This window comes from Actinophytocola sp., from assembly GCF_035942955.1.
GTDB lineage: Bacteria > Actinomycetota > Actinomycetes > Mycobacteriales > Pseudonocardiaceae > DASYTH01.
This window is the reverse complement of record NZ_DASZCQ010000068.1, coordinates 1-17178: the sequence shown is the minus strand read 5'-3', so window position 1 is coordinate 17178 and position 17178 is coordinate 1. Positions and strand designations below refer to the sequence as shown.

15 protein-coding genes and 1 pseudogene are annotated in these 17178 nt (G+C 70.6%); 15 read left to right on the top strand and 1 reads right to left on the bottom strand.

What is annotated here, in order from left to right; translation table 11 throughout:
* Positions 1 to 28 precede the first annotated feature (28 nt).
* From VGX25_RS07140 to VGX25_RS07095, 10 genes are all read left to right on the top strand, one after another.
* Complete coding sequence (locus tag VGX25_RS07140) at positions 29 to 406, top strand: septum formation initiator family protein (protein ID WP_326916816.1); 378 nt, start codon at positions 29 to 31, stop codon at positions 404 to 406.
* On the top strand, positions 403 to 882 hold the full coding sequence (locus VGX25_RS07135; RefSeq protein ID WP_326916813.1) for a DUF501 domain-containing protein: 480 nt from the start codon (positions 403 to 405) through the stop codon (positions 880 to 882). The genes VGX25_RS07140 and VGX25_RS07135 overlap by 4 nt, the downstream gene beginning before the upstream one ends.
* A 195-nt stretch (positions 883 to 1077) precedes the next feature.
* Positions 1078 to 2355: a lytic transglycosylase domain-containing protein gene (locus tag VGX25_RS07130; protein WP_326916812.1), complete on the top strand. Its 1278-nt coding sequence runs from the start codon at positions 1078 to 1080 to the stop codon at positions 2353 to 2355.
* A 29-nt stretch (positions 2356 to 2384) separates the two neighbouring features.
* Positions 2385 to 3338 (top strand): Ppx/GppA phosphatase family protein, encoded by a 954-nt coding sequence (locus tag VGX25_RS07125; protein WP_326916811.1) that lies wholly within the window; start codon positions 2385 to 2387, stop codon positions 3336 to 3338.
* A 206-nt stretch (positions 3339 to 3544) separates the two neighbouring features.
* A complete protein-coding gene (locus VGX25_RS07120; protein WP_326916810.1) occupies positions 3545 to 5212 on the top strand; it encodes an ABC transporter substrate-binding protein in 1668 nt (555 codons plus the stop codon).
* Between the two features lie 69 nt (positions 5213 to 5281).
* Complete coding sequence (locus VGX25_RS07115; protein ID WP_326916809.1) at positions 5282 to 6208, top strand: ABC transporter permease; 927 nt, start codon at positions 5282 to 5284, stop codon at positions 6206 to 6208.
* Entirely contained in the window at positions 6201 to 7163 is a 963-nt protein-coding gene (locus tag VGX25_RS07110; RefSeq protein ID WP_326916808.1) for an ABC transporter permease, read from the top strand. The genes VGX25_RS07115 and VGX25_RS07110 overlap by 8 nt, the downstream gene beginning before the upstream one ends.
* Positions 7164 to 7218: 55 nt before the next feature.
* A complete protein-coding gene (locus tag VGX25_RS07105; protein WP_326916815.1) occupies positions 7219 to 8208 on the top strand; it encodes an ABC transporter ATP-binding protein in 990 nt (329 codons plus the stop codon).
* On the top strand, positions 8201 to 9214 hold the full coding sequence (locus tag VGX25_RS07100) for a dipeptide ABC transporter ATP-binding protein (RefSeq protein WP_326916807.1): 1014 nt from the start codon (positions 8201 to 8203) through the stop codon (positions 9212 to 9214). The genes VGX25_RS07105 and VGX25_RS07100 overlap by 8 nt, the downstream gene beginning before the upstream one ends.
* An 82-nt stretch (positions 9215 to 9296) precedes the next feature.
* Positions 9297 to 10994, top strand: a complete 1698-nt coding sequence (locus VGX25_RS07095; RefSeq protein WP_326916814.1) for a S8 family peptidase — start codon at positions 9297 to 9299, stop codon at positions 10992 to 10994.
* A gap of 53 nt (positions 10995 to 11047) precedes the next feature.
* Here VGX25_RS07095 and VGX25_RS07090 read toward each other — a convergent pair whose 3' ends face one another.
* On the bottom strand, positions 11048 to 12529 hold the full coding sequence (locus VGX25_RS07090) for a S10 family peptidase (RefSeq protein ID WP_326916806.1): 1482 nt from the start codon (positions 12527 to 12529) through the stop codon (positions 11048 to 11050).
* A gap of 50 nt (positions 12530 to 12579) precedes the next feature.
* Here VGX25_RS07090 and VGX25_RS07085 point away from each other — a divergent pair, with 50 nt between their 5' ends.
* The 5 genes and pseudogenes from VGX25_RS07085 to VGX25_RS07065 form a co-directional block, all read left to right on the top strand.
* Positions 12580 to 13293 (top strand): uracil-DNA glycosylase, encoded by a 714-nt coding sequence (locus VGX25_RS07085; RefSeq protein ID WP_326916805.1) that lies wholly within the window; start codon positions 12580 to 12582, stop codon positions 13291 to 13293.
* Positions 13294 to 14403: 1110 nt separating this feature from the next.
* A complete protein-coding gene (locus VGX25_RS07080) occupies positions 14404 to 15105 on the top strand; it encodes a DUF4129 domain-containing protein (protein ID WP_326916804.1) in 702 nt (233 codons plus the stop codon).
* A complete protein-coding gene (locus tag VGX25_RS07075) occupies positions 15102 to 15575 on the top strand; it encodes a hypothetical protein (protein WP_326916803.1) in 474 nt (157 codons plus the stop codon). Before VGX25_RS07080 ends, VGX25_RS07075 begins: the two co-directional genes overlap by 4 nt.
* Complete coding sequence (locus VGX25_RS07070) at positions 15572 to 16555, top strand: MoxR family ATPase (protein WP_326916802.1); 984 nt, start codon at positions 15572 to 15574, stop codon at positions 16553 to 16555. Before VGX25_RS07075 ends, VGX25_RS07070 begins: the two co-directional genes overlap by 4 nt.
* A pseudogene (locus VGX25_RS07065) lies at positions 16552 to 17178 on the top strand (DUF58 domain-containing protein); the annotation flags it as partial. The gene VGX25_RS07070 and the pseudogene VGX25_RS07065, both read left to right, overlap by 4 nt.

The window sequence follows — 17178 nt, the reverse complement described above, 5'->3', positions numbered from 1 at the left end:
GCCGAAGGCCAGGCGCCGCCCGGCCGCCGTGCTCGGCCTGTCCACCACGCGGCGCGCGGCGATGCTGGCGATCGTGGTGTGCGCGCTCGCGCTGAGCGTGGCCGTGCCGCTGCGCACCTACCTCGGGCAGCGCGCCGAGGTGGAGATCCAGGAGCAGCGCCAGGCCGAGCTGCGCGCCCAGGTCGAGCAGCTCGAGCAGCGCAAGGCCCAGCTCGACGACCCGGCACAGGTGGAGGCCGAGGCGCGGCGGCGGCTGCGCTACGTGCGCCCCGGCGAGACCCCGTACGTGGTCGAGCTGCCGGGTGATCATGGCGGGCCGGGCGCCGGCCAGCCTGCGCAGCAGTCCCCGCAGCAGCAGTCCTGGTTCGAGACGCTCTGGGACACGGTCACCAGCTCCAGCCGATGATCACCGAGGCGGACCGGGCGGAGGTCGCGCGGCAGCTCGGGCGCGAGCCGCGCGCGCTGCGCGCGGTCGTGCACCGCTGCCCGATCGGGCATCCCACGGTGGTCCAGACGCACCCGCGGCTGCCCGACGGCAGCCCGTTCCCCACGCTGTACTACCTGACCTGCCCGCGGTTGACCGCACTGGTCAGCCGGCTCGAGGCGAGCGGGCTGATGCGGCGGATGACCGAGCGGCTGGGCGCCGATCCGGAGCTTGCCGCCGCCTACCTCGCCGCGCACCGCGCCTACCTGGCCGAACGCGACGCGATCGAGCCGCTGGGAACCGAGGTCAGCGCCGGTGGCATGCCGGGTAGGGTCAAGTGCCTGCACGTCCACGTCGCCCATGCGCTCGCTGCCGGGCCCGGGGTCAACCCGTTCGGCGACGAGGTGCTCGCGCTGCTGGCCGACGAGTGGCCGGCCGGTCCGTGCACGGCTCACTGAGCCGTTACCTGTCCTGGAGTACGACATTAGGGGACTGGAGGTCGGCCGAAAGGGCAGTGTTCACCGACTAGTGGCCCTTTCCGGTAACCGTGATCCGTGAAATGGTGACCTACGGCGACATGTAAGGCAGTCTGGGCAACCGGACGAGAGTCACCGGGCCGGCACCGGCCGGCGAGCAAGCAAGGGGCGATCCACGTGGGCGCGGCGAAGAAGGAGATCCGAGCGAAAGCGGCCAATCACCGCCTGCGCCGCAGACGCCGCAAGATCGCGGCGGCGGCCGGCGCGGTGCTGCTGGTCCCGGTCGTGGTGGCCGGGGAACCGGTCGCCGAGTCGGCCGACGTCGGCGCGCTCGGCGACGCCGGCCGGGGGCTCGTGGGCCTTGCCGATCCGAGCACCGTCGGCGCCGACGGCAAGCTGTCCGAGACCGACAAGATCGGCGCCGACCTGTTGCGCGACGCCGGCAACCCGGACCTGCTCGCCCAGGACGGCCTCGACCTGCCGGTCGGCCCGCTCGGCATCCCGGGCATCCTGCTGCAGGCCTACCAGCGCGCGGCCGACACGCTGGCCACCCAGCAGCCCAACTGCCACCTGCACTGGTCGCTGCTGGCCGCCATCGGCCGCATCGAGTCCAACCACGCGCGCGGCGGCCAGGTGTTCGCCAACGGCGACACGGTGCGCCCGATCCTCGGGCCGGTGCTCAACGGCGGCGGCTTCGCGGCCATCTCGGACACCGACGGCGGAACCTACGACGGTGACCCCCGGTGGGACCGGGCGGTCGGCGCGATGCAGTTCATCCCGTCGACCTGGCGGGGCTACGCGTCGGACGGCAACGGCGACCGGGTGTCCAACCCGCACAACGTCTTCGACGCCACCCTCGCCGCCGGCAAGTACCTGTGCTCCGGCGGCCTGGACCTGGCCAACCCGCAGCAGCGGGCGGTGGCCGTGTTCCGCTACAACCACTCCGACACCTACGTGCGCACGGTGCTGGTCTGGGCGGACGCCTACGCCAACGGTGTGACCCCGCTGCCGAGCACCCCGGTGCCCACCCTGCCGGCGTTCCAGCAGGGCTCCAACGGCGCGATCGACCCGAACCAGGGCAACAACACCGGCGGTGGCGGCACGACGACCACGACCACCACCACGACGACGACCACGCCGCCGACGACGACCACGCCGCCGTGCCCGCCGTCGACGCCGCCACCGACGTCCAGCCCGACGTCGAGCACCACGCCGACGCCACCGCCGCCGGGCTGCACGACGACCCCGACGACCCCACCGTCGAGCAGCACCACCACGCAGCCGCCGACGTCGACGGGCTCCACCGGCGGCGGCTCGGACACGCCGCCCAGCTCCGATCCCACGACCACCACGACGGACAGCGCGCCGAGCAGCACGACCGCCGACGAGACCACCACGTCCTCGGAGCAGCAGAGCTCGCCGGCCGACGTCCCGACCAGCCCCACCGGGCCGTAGCCGGAGGTCACGGTCACTAGGCTGGCCGCATGCCAAGGGTTGCGGCGATCGACTGTGGGACGAACTCGATCCGGCTGCTCGTCGCGGACGTGGCGCGGCGCGACGACGGCTCGTCCTGGCTGCGGGACGTGCACCGGGAGATGCGGATCGTCCGGCTCGGCGAGGGCGTCGACGCCACCGGCCGGCTGTCCATCGCCGCCCTGATGCGCACCCGCGACGCGCTCGCCGACTACGCGCTGATCGCGCGGCGCAAGGGGGCCGAGCGGGTCCGCATGGTGGCCACGTCGGCCACCCGGGACGCCGGCAACCGCGACGAGTTCTTCTCGATGACCCGCGACGTGCTCGGCGTCGAGGCCGAGGTGATCAGCGGCGACGAGGAGGCCCGGCTGTCGTTCACCGGCGCCGTCGGCGACCTCGATCCCGGCGACGGCCCGTTCATCGTGGCTGACATCGGGGGCGGCTCGACCGAGCTCGTGGTGGGCACCTGGGACGGCGCCAAGGCCGAGATCAGGGCGGCCCGCTCGGTGGACATCGGCTGCGTGCGGATCACCGAGCGCTGCCTGCGCGGCGACCCGCCGACCGCCGGCGAGGTGGCGGCCGCCCGCGAGCTGGCCACCCGGATCCTGGCCGAGGGGTTCGCCGCCGTGCCGGTTGCCGACGCCCGGACCTGGGTGGGCGTCGCCGGCACCATCACCACGCTGTCCGCGGTGGCCCAGGGCCTGCCGGAGTACGACGCGGAGCGGACCCACCTGTCCCGGCTGTCCCTCGCCGAGATCCGCCGCACCGCCGAGCTGCTGCTGGCCGCCAGCCACGACGAGCGGGCCGCCAACCGGGCGATCCACCCCGGCCGGGTCGACGTCATCGGCGGCGGCGCGCTGATCACCCAGGTGATCGCCGAGGAGCTTTACGCCCGCGCGGAAATTCGCGAACTTCTGGTCAGCGAGCACGACATTCTGGATGGCATAGCGCTGTCATTGCTCTGAGGACGGTTTCAGTTACCGCCGTTCTCCCCATCCGGGTAGCGGCCGAACGGCGCAATTTCCGGCGATTGTGACTTCTTTGTGACTTGCCTGAAGGTGAGTTCGACTCACGGTGCCAGTTAGCTTCCTCTCACATTCCGGGCGGTACCGGCATGTGACCGAGTCGGCGGCAGGCGTCGAGGGTGTCGTGAAGATCTTGGAGGAACCTCATGCGTAGGACGCGCTGGCTGGTGGGAGTGGTGGTGCCGCTCTCGCTCGCGTTAGCGGTTTCGGGCTGCGGCTCGAGCGACGAGGGTGGCGGTGGTGGCGGCGCGGGTGGCGCGGCCGAGGACACCGGCGACCCCAACGGCGCGATCTCGACGTTCGGTACCGAGCCCGAGAACCCGCTCGTGCCCGGCAACACGAACGAGACCGGCGGCGGAGCGATCATCAACGCCCTGTTCACCGGCCTGACCACGTATGACCCGGTGACCTCCGAGTCCAAGATGTCCAACGCCGAGTCCATCGAGACCAAGGACTCCAAGACCTTCACGATCAAGCTCAAGAAGGGCTGGAAGTTCCACGACGGCACCGAGGTGAAGGCGAAGAACTTCGTCGACGCCTGGAACTGGACCGCCTACAGTCCCAACGGCGCGCAGACCGGCAGCTTCTTCGCCAACATCCAGGGCTACGAGGACGTGCACACCGAGGATCCGGACGGCACGGACGGGCCGCAGAAGGCCCCGGAGCCGACCTCGAAGACGATGTCCGGCCTTAAGATCATTGATGACTACACGTTCGAGGCGACCACCGCGGAGCCGTTCTCGGTATTCCCATTAACAGTTGGATACAGCGCGTTCATGCCGCTGCCCGACGCGTTCTTCAAGGATCAAAAGGCGTTCGAGGCGAACCCGATCGGAAATGGCCCGTTCAAGTTCGTCTCCCGGGTGCCGAACCAGAACGTGAAGCTGACCCGGTTCGACGAGTACCAGGGCCAGGACAAACCGCACTTCAAGGACCTGACGTTCACGTTCTTCGAGGGCCTCGAGGCGGCGTACGCGGCCGTGGCGTCCAACGAGCTGGACTTCCTGCACACCGTTCCGCCGTCGGGCATCGCCGGTGGCAAGTACAAGACCGACTTCCCGGACCGCAACGGGTCGCAGCCGTACCAGGGCAACCAGACGCTGGCCTTCCCGCTCTACGACCCCAAGTACAAGAACGCCGACCTGCGCAAGGCGATCTCGATGGCGATCAACCGCGAGGAGATCACCCAGAAGATCTTCGAGGGGACCCGGACCCCGGCCGACGGCTGGGTCAACCCGGCGGTGCCCGGCTACGTCAAGGGCCAGTGCGGTGAGTTCTGCACCTACAACCCGACCAAGGCCAAGGAGTACCTGGCCAAGTCCGGCTACACCGGTGGCATCGAGATCACCAGCAACACCGACGGCGGGCACAAGGAGTGGATCACCGCCACCTGCAACAGCATCAAGAACGCCATCGGGCTGGAGTGCACCTTCGTGCCGGTGCAGAAGTTCTCCGAGATCCGGCAGAAGGCCAACGCGCGCCAGATGACCCAGATCTACCGGGCGGGCTGGCTGGCCGACTACCCGAGCATCGAGAACTGGCTCAACCCGCTGCTGCGCACGGGCGGGTCGTCCAACGACGGCGAGTACTCCAACAAGGAGGTCGACGCCAAGCTGGCTCAGGCCGACGCCGCGACCAGCATCGAGGAGGCCAACAAGCTCTACCAGGAGGCGGAGCGGCTGGTGGCCCAGGACATGCCGACCATCCCGCTGTGGAACCAGACCAGCCAGTTCGTCTGGTCCGACCGGGTCGACAAGGTTCGGCTCACCGGTCTGCGTGAGCTCGACCTCTCCTCCGTGATCGTCAAGAAGTAGCGACGACCGTCGGTTTCCGGGTCGGGCTGCGGCTTCGCATCCCGACCCGGAAACGGGTTTGGAGAAGTCATGGGCCGCTACGTCCTGAGGCGACTGCTACAGCTCGTCCCGGTGTTCATCGGAACGACCTTCCTGATGTACTGGCTGGTGTGGAGCCTGCCCGGCGACCCGTTCGCCGGAAAGTGCGGGGAGCGGCCCTGCCCGGACTCCTACATCACCGCGATGCGGGACAAGTTCAACCTCGACGACCCCCTTCTCGTGCAGTACGGCAAGTACATGGTCGGCCTGCTGCAGGGCGACTTCGGGGTGAACTACAAGGACCAGTCGGTCGGCACCCTGATCGGCAACGCCTACCCGAACACGATCAAGCTGGCCCTGATGGCGCTGGCCATCGAGGCGGTGATCGGCCTGGTCGCCGGCGTGCTGACCGGCCTGCGCGGCCGGAGCTACCTCGACAACCTGGTGCTGGTGTCGACGCTGTTCCTGATCTCCATTCCGGTGTTCGTCACGGGATTCGTGCTGCAGATCGCACTCGGGTTCCAGCTGGGCTGGATCAAGCCGGTGGTCTCCTCCGGCGCGCCGTGGGAGCAGCTGATCGTCCCCGGCTTCGTGCTCGGCAGCCTGTCCATGGCCTACGTGACCAGGCTGACCAGGACCTCGATCGCGGAGAACAAGCGGGCCGACTACGTGCGCACCGCGGTGGCCAAGGGCCAGCCGCAGCGGCGCGTCGTCGCCGTGCACATGCTGCGCAACTCCGCCATCCCCGTGATCACGTTCCTCGGCACCGACGTCGGCGCCCTGATGGGCGGCGCGATCGTGACCGAGGGCATCTTCGACATCAAGGGCATCGGCAACCTGGTCTACCGGGCGATCGGGGCCCAGGAGGCGGTCACCGTCACCGGCATCGTCACGCTGCTGGTGCTGGTCTACCTGCTGGCCAACCTGATCGTCGACCTGCTCTACGCCGTGCTCGACCCGAGGATCCGCTATGACTGACCCGACCGCCGCCGCCAGCGGCGCCGCGGTGGCCGAGTCCGCCGCCGACTTCGTCACCGCCGCCGAGCAGGTCGAGACGAAGCCGGGCAAGCCGCGCAGCCTGGCCTCGGACGCCTGGCACGACCTGCGCAGGCGCCCGCTGTTCCTGATCTCGTCCGCGCTGATCCTGCTGATCCTGGTGATGGCCGCCTTCCCCGGGCTGTTCACCTCGGTGGACCCGACGCACGCCGAGCTGTCCCGCAGCCGCGAGGGCCCGTCGTCGCAGGCCTGGTTCGGCTACGACAACCAGGGCGCCGACATCTACGCCAGGGTGATCTACGGGGCCAGGGCGTCGGTCGTGGTCGGCGTGCTGGCCACCCTGCTGACCGTGCTGCTCGGCGGCACGCTCGGGATCGTCGCCGGGTACGCCGGCGGCTGGGTGGACGGGCTGCTGTCCCGGATCGCGGACATCTTCTTCGGGCTGCCGTTCGTGCTCGGCGCGATCGTCATCCTCACCACGTTCCGGGCCAGCGGGTCGACGAACGTGGTGAAGATCGTCGCGCTCGTGGTGCTGTCCATGTCGGTGCTGTCCTGGCCGGTGGCCATGCGGATCATGCGCTCGGCGGCGATCAGCGCCAAGCAGCAGGACTACGTGCGGGCGGCACGGGCGCTCGGCGCAAGCGCGCGCCGGGTGATCGTGCGCCACCTGCTGCCCAACACGCTGGCGCCGGTGCTGGTGTACGCCACGATCGCGCTCGGCGCGTTCATCGGCGTCGAGGCGACCCTGTCGTTCCTCGGCATCGGCCTGCGCCCGCCGGTCGTGTCCTGGGGCGTGATGATCGCCGACTCCCGCGACTACATCCGGATCGCCCCGCACCTGCTGCTGTTCCCGGCGGGTTTCCTGACCGCGACCGTGCTCGCCTTCGTCATGCTCGGCGACGCCGTGCGCGAGGCGCTCGACCCGAAGCTGAGGTAGCCGGATGCCCGCATTCAACCAACGGTCGATGATCGGCGGCGCCGAGCCGGGCGCGATGCCGACCGCGCCGCTGCTGGAGGTCGAGAACCTGCACGTCGAGTTCCACACCAGGGACGGCGTGGCCAAGGTGCTCAACGGCGTGAGCTATCACGTCGAGGCCGGGGAGACCCTTGCGGTGCTCGGCGAGTCCGGCTCCGGCAAGAGCGTCACCGCGCAGACCATCATGGGCATACTGGACATGCCGCCCGCGGTGATCACCGGCGGCTCGATCCGGTACCACGGCGAGGACCTGCTCACCGCCACCGAGGAGCGGCGGCGCGAGGTGCGCGCCGAGGGCATCGCGATGATCTTCCAGGATGCCCTCTCGGCGCTGAACCCGGTGTTCACCGTCGGGTTCCAGATCGAGGAGCAGCTGCGCATCAGGCTCGGCCTCAGCCGCGCGGAGGCCCGCAGGCGCGCGGTGGAGCTACTCGATCTGGTCCGGATCCCGAACGCCCGGCGCCGGGTGCGGCAGTACCCGCACGAGTTCTCCGGCGGCATGCGGCAGCGCGCGATGATCGCCATGTCGCTGGCGCTCGACCCGGAGATGCTCATCGCCGACGAGCCGACGACCGCGCTGGACGTCACCGTGCAGGCGCAGATCATGGACCTGCTCGCCGAGATCCAGGCGGACCGCAAGATGGGCCTGATCCTGATCACCCATGACCTCGGGGTGGTGGCCGAAGTTGCCGACCGGATCGCGGTGATGTACGCCGGGCGGATCGTCGAGCAGGCCGACGCGGCATCGCTCTACCACTCGCCGGGCCATCCGTATACCGCCGCGCTGCTGGAGTCGTTACCCCGACTGGACCTGCGCGGCCAGACGCTGAACACCATCAAGGGCCTGCCGCCGAGCCTGCTCAATATTCCCTCCGGATGCCCCTTCCATCCGAGGTGCCGGCGGGCAGAGGATGTCTGCCGGTCCGAGGTGCCCCGCCAGGTCCGGCTGGGCCTCGGCCGCACGAGCGCCTGCCATTTCGCCGAGGAGGTGGTTGCCGGTGGCTGAGGTTGCTGCCGGGGAGCCGATCCTCGACGTGCGCGACCTGGTCAAGCACTTTCCGGTCCGGGTGGGCGTGCTGTTCAAGCGCACCGTCGGGTACGTGCGCGCGGTCGACGGGGTGTCGTTCGACCTGAAGGCGGGCGAGACGCTCGGCGTGGTCGGCGAGTCGGGCTGCGGGAAGTCCACTTTGGCCCAGGTGCTGATGCGCCTCGAGCCGCCGACGAGCGGCTCGGCCTCGTTCGAGGGCCGGGAGATCTTCCGGATGCGCGGCGCGGAGCTGCGCCGGCTGCGCCGCGACATCCAGATCGTGCTGCAGGACCCGTACACCTCGCTGAACCCGCGCATGACGGTGGGCGACATCGTCGGCGAGCCGTTCGAGATCCACCCGGAGGTCGCGCCCAAGGGGTCGCGGGCCGGCCGGGTGCGGGACCTGCTCGAGGTGGTCGGGCTCAACCCGGAGCACATCAACCGGTACCCGCACCAGTTCTCCGGCGGTCAGCGCCAGCGCATCGGCATCGCACGGGCGCTCGCCCTGCGGCCCAAGGTGATCATCTGCGACGAGCCGGTGTCCGCTTTGGACGTGTCGATCCAGGCGCAGGTGATGAACCTGCTCGGCGAGCTGCAGGACGAGTTCGGACTGTCCTATGTGTTCATCGCACACGATCTGTCCGTGGTGCGGCACCTGTCCGACCGGGTCGCGGTGATGTACCTCGGCAAGATCGTCGAGATCGGCACCGAGGAGGAGATCTACGAGCATCCGATGCACCCGTACACGCAGGCGCTGCTGTCGGCGGTGCCGGTGCCGGATCCCACGCTGCGCGGCCAGCGCCAGGTGATCCGCCTCGAGGGCGACGTGCCCAGCCCGGTGGATCCGCCGTCGGGATGCCGGTTCCGCACCCGGTGCTGGAAGGCCGCGGACGTCTGCGCGGACGAGGTGCCGGAGTTGGTTCCCCGCGGCGGTGGCCACCCCAGTGCGTGTCACTTCGCGGAGGAAAGGTCGGTCGTGCCCTAAGTTTCGGGCGACAGTCGGGGCGATGGGAAAGCAGAGAGCGAGGAGAGTTCGCGTGGAGCGACGAAAGACCGTGCTGGCCCTGATGACCACGCCGGTGGTGATCACCGGGCTGGTGTTCGCGACGCCGGCGGCGAGCGCCGCGCCGGCGCTGTCCGGCAGGACGGTGGAGTACAACGTGCTCGCCAAGGACGGGGCCAGCCTCGGAGCGGTCGAGGCCGCGGTGCGCGCCGCGGGCGGCACCGTGGTCCGGAGCAACCGGGCCGCCGGGCTGCTCACCGCGAAGGCGCCGCAGAACGGTTTCACCGCGCGGCTTGCGCGGTCCGCCGCGGTGGACGTGGCGGCTCCGGCCAAGGTGATCGGCCGGGCCCCAACGGCCCGCAAGGCGCCGCGCGCGGACGTGGTCGAGAAGGAGAACCGGCAGGGCGCGGCCGCGTCGACCAAGGCGGCGCCCGCCGCCACCGCGGGCATGGACCCGCTCGACGGGCAGCTGTGGGGCCTCACCGCGGTGCGCTCGAACCTGTCGCGGACCAAGCAGGCCGGCGACCGGCGGGTCAAGATCGGTGTGATCGACACCGGCATCGACGGCAGCCACCCGGACCTCGCGCCCAACCTGGACCGCGAGCTGTCCCGCAACTTCACCATCGACATCCCGTTCGACGAGCTCGGTCAGGAGGTGGACGGGCCGTGTGAGTTCCGCGGCTGCGTCGACCCGGCCGACTGGGACGACGGCGCGCACGGCTCGCACGTGGCCGGCACCATTGCCGCCGCCGCCAACGGGTTGGGCGTCTCCGGCGTCGCGCCGAACGTCACGCTGGTGAACATCCGCGCCGGCCAGGACTCCGGGTTCTTCTTCCTGCAGCCGACCGTCGACGCGCTGACCTACGCCGGCGACGCCGGAATCGACGTGGTCAACATGTCGTTCTTCGTCGACCCCTGGCTGTACAACTGCCAGAGCAACCCGGCCGACACGCCAGAGCAGCAGGCCGAGCAGCGGCTGATCACCCGGGCCGTCTCGCGTGCGATGAACTACGCGTTCCGCCACGGGGTCACCCAGGTCGTCTCGCTCGGCAACCAGCACACCGACCTCGGCAACCCGCAGCCGGACGCGACCAGCCCGGACTACCCGGACGGCACGGCGCACGACCCGGCCCGCACGATCGACAACGCCACCTGCCTGTCGCTGCCGATCGAGGGTCCGCACGCGATCGGCGTGGCCGCGTACGGCCCGTCGCAGAAGAAGGCCGACTACTCCAACTACGGTCTCGAGCAGATCAACGTGTCGGCGCCGGGCGGGTGGTTCCGCGACTACTTCGGCACGCCGCAGTTCCGCACCAACGAGAACATGATCCTGTCGGCCTACCCGCGGCACGTCGGTGTGGCCGAGGGCAACATCGACGCCGACGGCAACATCACCGAGCAGGGTGTCGCGCTGGGTGTGCAGAAGGACTGCCGGGGCGACGTCTGCGGGTACTACCAGTTCCTGCAGGGCACCTCGATGGCCTCACCGCACGCCACCGGCGTGTCCGCGCTGATCGTCAGCCAGTACGGCCGGTTCGCCCGCGGGGACGCCAGCATGAACCCCGACGCGGTGCAGCGGGTTCTCGAGGGCACCGCCTTCAAGATCCCGTGCCCGGTGCCGCCGACCGTCGACTACCTCGACGAGGGTCGCGACGCCAGCTTCACCGCCACCTGCACGGGCACCTTGCAGTTCAACGGCTTCTACGGACACGGTTCCGTCGACGCCTGGGCCGCCGTCACCCGCGGCCGTGACTTCCTGTAGTTGTTGACCGAAAGGTGGCCACCGTCCCCAGTGGACGGCGGCCACCTTTCTCGTCAGCGGTTGGCGGCGGCCTTGACGAACTCCGCGAGGTCCTTGGACTGCTGCAGCCGGCTGGGCTCGTGGACGTACATCATGTGCCCCGCCTCGTAGTAGGCGGTGGAGATGTTCTCCCGCATGGAGTCCGGAATGGACAGGTGGGCCAGGACGTGGTCGGTGCCGAAGTAGGGGGTGGCGCCGTCGTGGTAGCCGGAGCCGACGTGCACCTTCATGTGCGGGTTGGCCCGCATGGCCCTTGCCAGCTTTTCGGTGACCGTGACGTGTGAGTTCTCGAACTCCTTGTAGGACCACGAGCTGTTCACGTCGAAGCTGAGGATCTCGTACGGCAGGTCGTTGGTGTACTCGAGCTCGGCGTGCAGGTAGTGGTTCAGCGCCGCGGTGTACGGACCCATGATCGCCGAGATCGACGGGTCGTCGGTCCAGTGCTCGCGGGCGTAGTCGGCGTCCCAGCCGGTGAACCGGCCGTCCAGCCGGCCGACCACCAGCCGTTGATCGCGCAGCAGCTCGGTGTAGAACCGGATGTGCTCCATGCGCAGGTTCGCCCGGTCAACGAAGTCCTCGGACGCGCCGGTCAGCCGGGCGAGCGTGGCAACGGCCTCCGAACGCTCCGCTGTGGACAGTCGATTTCCGCGGGCCAGCACCGCGGGGTACTCCCGCTCGGCGTACCGCTCGGCCTCGGCAAGCACCTCGCGGAGCGGCCGGTCGCCGTGCTTGCCGTGGTAGTGCGCGATCGCCGCGTACGTCGGCAGGAACAGCGGGTACGGCTGGTCGTTCCCCTCGCTGAATACGAGCGCGCCGAAGTCCAGCGCCAGGGAGATCAGGATCAGCCCGTTGAGGTACATGCCGTACCGGGACTGCAGGTGCAGCGCAAGGCCGCCGGCGCGGGTGGTGCCGTACGACTCGCCGGCAAGGAACTTCGGCGACATCCACCTGCCGTTGCGCGATGTCCACAGTCGAATGACCTCGCCGACCGACTCGATGTCACCCTGGAAACCGTGGTAGTCGCCGGCCTTCTCGCCCTCGACGGGCCGGGAGTAGCCGGTGGACACCGGGTCGATGAACACCAGATCGCTGTGCGCCAGCAGGGTTTCGGCGTTGTCCACCAGCTCGTACGGCGGCGGCGCCGGGTCGCCGGCGTCCCCGGAGACCACCCGGCGCGGCCCGAGCAGCCCGAGATGCAGCCAGACGCTGGACGATCCGGGGCCGCCGTTGAACGCGAACGTCACCGGCCGCCTTGTCGGGTCCGCACCGTCCACCGTGTACGCGGTGAGGAACACCTCCGCCTTGGGCCGGTGCCCGTCGAACTTGCCGTCGGTCACCACCTCCTCGCGCAGGACGATCCGCCCGGTCGTGACGGTGTAGTTCAGCTTGCGGCGCTTGATGGTCAGCGAGTGCGACGTCGTGACCAGATCGTCGGCCGGCTCGCGGGCCGGCTGCTCCTCCGCCGGCTTCTCGGACTTCCCGTTCTCGGCTGTCATGACCGCACCCTACGTGTTGCCAGTTCACAGCTGCCAACGACAATGCGGGCATGCGCACCACGCCGTCGGACCTGGCCGAGCTCGACCGGCAGGTGACCGAGTGCCGCGCCTGCCCCCGGCTGGTGGCCTGGCGCGAGGAGGTCGGCAGGGTCAAACGCGCCGCCTTCGCCGACCAGACCTACTGGGCCCGCCCCGTGCCCGGCTTCGGCCCGCCCGACGCCGCGCTGGCCATCGTCGGCCTCGCCCCCGCCGCGCACGGCGCCAACCGCACCGGCCGGATGTTCACCGGCGACCGCTCCGGCGACGTCCTCTACGCCGCACTGCACGCCGTAGGCCTGGCCTCCCAACCCACCGCCGTCCACCGCGACGACGGCCTCACGCTGTTCGGCACCCGCATCACCGCCCCCGTCCGCTGCGCCCCACCCGCCAACAAACCCACCCCCGTCGAGCGCGACACCTGCCGCCCCTGGCTCACCCAAGAGCTGGCCCTGCTCCGCCCCACCCTCCGCGCCATCGTCGTCCTCGGCGCCTTCGGCTGGCAGTCCCTCCTCCCCGCCCTGTCCGCCACCGCATGGCGCATCCCCCGCCCCACCCCCCGCTTCGCCCACGCCACCCACGTCGAACTCGCGGCCACCGACACCGGCCCCACCCTCCACCTCCTCGGCTGCTACCACGTCAGCCAACAGAACACCTTCACCGGCAAACTCACCCCGGCAATGCTGGAAGCCGTGCTGCGGCAGGCAAAGGCAGTGGCGGGTCTCTAAGCAGGGCCAAGGGTTCGGCAGATGCTGCCCAAGCATCCGCTATCGGCGGGTCGCGCCGGACAAGAAGCGACGTGTAGCCGCGGTCGCAAGGTCGAATCTTCGCTGGCAGCGCAGCGGCGAGCTGGGCAAGAATGCGTAGTTTACGGATCCCTTAGGAGTGGGTTGACATCGTTCCATAGCGTGCCACATCTTCCCAGGCCTCCTCTCCTTGATCCTTAGGGAGAGGAGTGTCGATGTCGCCCGCCACGTCCGCGGTGATCACCGGATCGTGGGCGCTCTCGGTGTTGTCGATCTTGCTCCTAGCCTCGTCCCTGTCCTCCTCCGCATGGTCCTCGACAGAGGCATACCAACCTCTGGAGACCGTGACATTTCGTGGGAGTACGCCTGCTTTTGTGCGTGCGCAGCGACGTCGACCCGAGAACGCCAGAACGAACGGCTGCGAAACGGTTGGGACCGCCCCCAGCGACCAGCCGCCAGCCGACGTCGTCCCGCTCCGCGATGATGTCGGTGACTCCGGATAGTTCCGGTAACCCACACTTCCACGCCTACTCACCCCGCCACGACCCTTCGGCGCCACGCTGGCGCCTTCGTCCACCTATCTGATAGTGCGTGGAACCGCTGGACGACGTTGCGCGTTGACACCCATGACGGGATGTAGTACTTCTAGGCCCACTTGCCTCTCATGCGCTGTCAGGCCGACAGCGATGAGAGGCATTTTCCGTTTTGGGGCATCTCAGGTTGAGGTGCGCGGGCGGAGGTGCGCCGTGTGGTCTCAGCTAGGCGAACTTGCGACAAGTGTCGGTCCATGGTTTGCGCTTGTCGGTTTCATGCTGTTTCTTGCCTGGACGGTGGTGCTGGTTCGCGAGTTCACCCGCGGACACCTGGCCCGCTCCGGCCGCCCGTTCACCGTGAAACTGTGGGGACTCTCGATCCACGTCGGCTCAGCCAGCACCGCTGAGAACACCGGTCGGGATCACCACGCTGACGCTCCAGACGGCGAGCGGCGTCCCGCCGCGGACCCATAGTCATGAGACCGCTGCGGTCGACCGGACACGTTGCGAGTGGATAACGGGTACGCCGATGGCGGTGGGGTGGGGCATGCTGCTACGGATGAGGAGGCGGGTGCCGGCGTTGGTTGCGGTGGGGGCGCTGGTGATGTTGGCGGCCGTGGTGGCGCGGGGGGCCTCTGCGGTGCCGGTGGGGGAGGGGGAGCCGTTGCTGGGGTTTCTGCGGTTACCGGAGATCGATCTTACGCCGCCGGGGGGTGCGGCGAGCGATCCGGATGCCGAGCCGGGGTCCGGCGGGTGGGCGGCCGTCCTGGCCTGGGTGGTCGTGCTGATTCCGTTGTTCCTGCTGGCCGGGGCGATCGTGGCGGCCGTGGTGTTCTCCGTGATCGGGTGGCGGCTGCGCCGGCCGGGGCTGGCGACGCCGGTGCTGGCCGCGGAGGACGACCCGAGCGCGGACGTGCCGCGGGCGCGGCTGCTGCACGCGGCGCGGGCGGCGCAGATGATCATGGAGCGGCACCGGGGCGGGGCGCCGTCGGACGCGGTGATCGCCGCCTGGCTGGAGCTGGAGGAGGCGGCGGCCGGCAGCGGCGCGCACCGGCTGGCGCATCAGACGCCGACGGAGTTCACCGACGTGCTGGTGGACCGGTTCGACGCCGTCGGGCCGGCGCTGGACGTGTTGCGCCGGCTGTACCAGCGCGCCCGGTTCGCCCCGTCGGCCACCGTCGGCGCCGCCGAGGAGGCCGCGGCCCGCGCCGCGCTCGACGAGATCGTGCGGGAGCTGAGCCGGAAACCGGTGGCGCCATGAATGCCGGCCGAGCCGTTCTCGTCGCGGTGGGCTGTGCCGTGCTGGCGGCGTTGTTCGCCAACCATGTGTTCGCCGTGCCGGTGGGGTGGGCGGTCGTGCTGGGGTTGCCGGTCGCGGCGATCGCGCTGCCGGCGGCGTTGCTGTCCGGTGCGGCGGACGCCAACTGGGAGCCGGTTCCCGGACCGGCCGACATCGCCGGCGAGCTGCAGGCCAGCATGCTCGCCGCGCGGCTGGCCGAGGCGGCCGAGGACCAGCGCCGCTTCGTCACCCGGCTGCAGCCGCGGCTGCGGCGGCTCGCGCTGGCCGTGTTGCGCACCCGGCCCGGCGCCGCGGATCTGACCACTGTGGACGATCCACGCGCCCGTGCGGCGCTCGGCCCCGAGCTGCACCGGGTGCTGACCGACAAGGACGCCCGGCTGCCGGAACCGCGCCGGCTGGCGGAGCTGCTCGCCCGACTGGAGACGCCATGACCACGGACAGGTCTACTGTGGACATTCCGGACGTCGCCGAGATCGGGGCGGAGGCCAGCGCCGTGCTCTCCGCGCTCGGCACGGTGATCGTCGGCCGGGATCGGACCACCCGGCTGGCCCTTGCGGCGGTCCTCGCCGGCGGCCACGTGCTGCTGGAGGACGTGCCGGGCCTCGGCAAGACGATGATGGCCCGCGGGCTGGCCCAGGCGCTCGGGCTGGACTTCCGGCGGCTGCAGTGCACCCCGGACCTGCAGCCGGCCGACGTCACCGGAAGCTTCGTCTACGACCCGGACGCGCGCGACTTCCAGTTCCGGCCGGGGCCGCTGTTCACCGGCCTGCTGCTGGCCGACGAGATCAACCGCACCCCGCCGAAGACCCAGTCGGCGCTGCTCGAGGCCATGCAGGAGCGGCAGGTCACCGTGGAGGGCCGGACGTTCCCGCTGCCGGCGCCGTTCCACGTGCTGGCCACGGCGAACCCGATCGAGTACGAGGGCACCTACCCGCTGCCGGAGGCGCAGCTCGACCGGTTCCTGCTGCGCCTCGACGTCGGGTACCCGCCGGTCGACGAGGAGGTCGAGGTGCTGCGCCGGCGGCTAGACCGGCGCCGCGAGGAGATCCACCTCGACCCGGTCATCGACGCCACCCGCCTGCGCCGGCTGCAGCAGGGCGTCGAGCTCGTCGACGTCGACCCGGACGTGCTGCGCTACTGCGTCGAGCTGGCCACGGCCACCCGCCGGCACCGCGCCGTGGAGGTCGGGGCGTCGCCGCGCGGCTCGCAGGCCCTGCTGCTGGTCTCCCGGGCGCTGGCCGTGCTGGACGGCCGGGACTTCGTGCTGCCCGAGGACGTCAAGAGCTGCGCCGTGGCCGCGCTCGCGCACCGGCTGACCATGCGGCCGGAGACCTGGAGCAGCGGCACCACCGGCGTCGAGGTGGTCACCGAGCTGCTCGGCACGGTGCCGGGGCCGGCGAGCACCAAATGATCCGCGAGCACCGGGCACTGCGCTGGATGCAGGCGCGGCGCAGCCAGGGCACGGCCGGCTGGCGGACCACCGACGCCCTGACCCGCGGCCTGGTGTGCGGGCTGGGTCTGGTCGCGGCCGGCCTCGTCGCCCACCAGCCGGCCCTGCTCCTGCTCGGCGCCCCGCTGCTGCTCAGCGCCGCGCTCGGGGTGGCCGCGCACGGCACGCCGGCGGTGACGGCGCACCCGCGGCCCCGCTCGGCCGAGCAGGGCCGCAGCGAGCTGCTCACGGTGTCGATCGACCCGGGCCGGCGCACCGAGCTGGTCGCGATCCGGATGCCGCGGCCCGGCAGCACCGGCCTCGGCCAGGTGCACCTGCTGCCGGCGTCGGCGACGACGGTGCGCACCCGGGTCCGCTGGGACGCCTGGGGCGAGGGCGTCGAGCTGCGCCCGGACCACCTGATGGCCGGTCCGGACGGCCTGCTGGCGTTCGGCCCGGTGGTCGGGCAGGAGAGCCGCCGCACGGTGCTGCCGCCGGTGTCCCTCGTGCCGCCGGGACCGCTGCCCCCGCGCGCGGCCGGGCTGGTCGGGGTGCACCGCTCGGCGCGGCCGGGCGACGGCACCGAGCTGCGCGACATCCGGCCG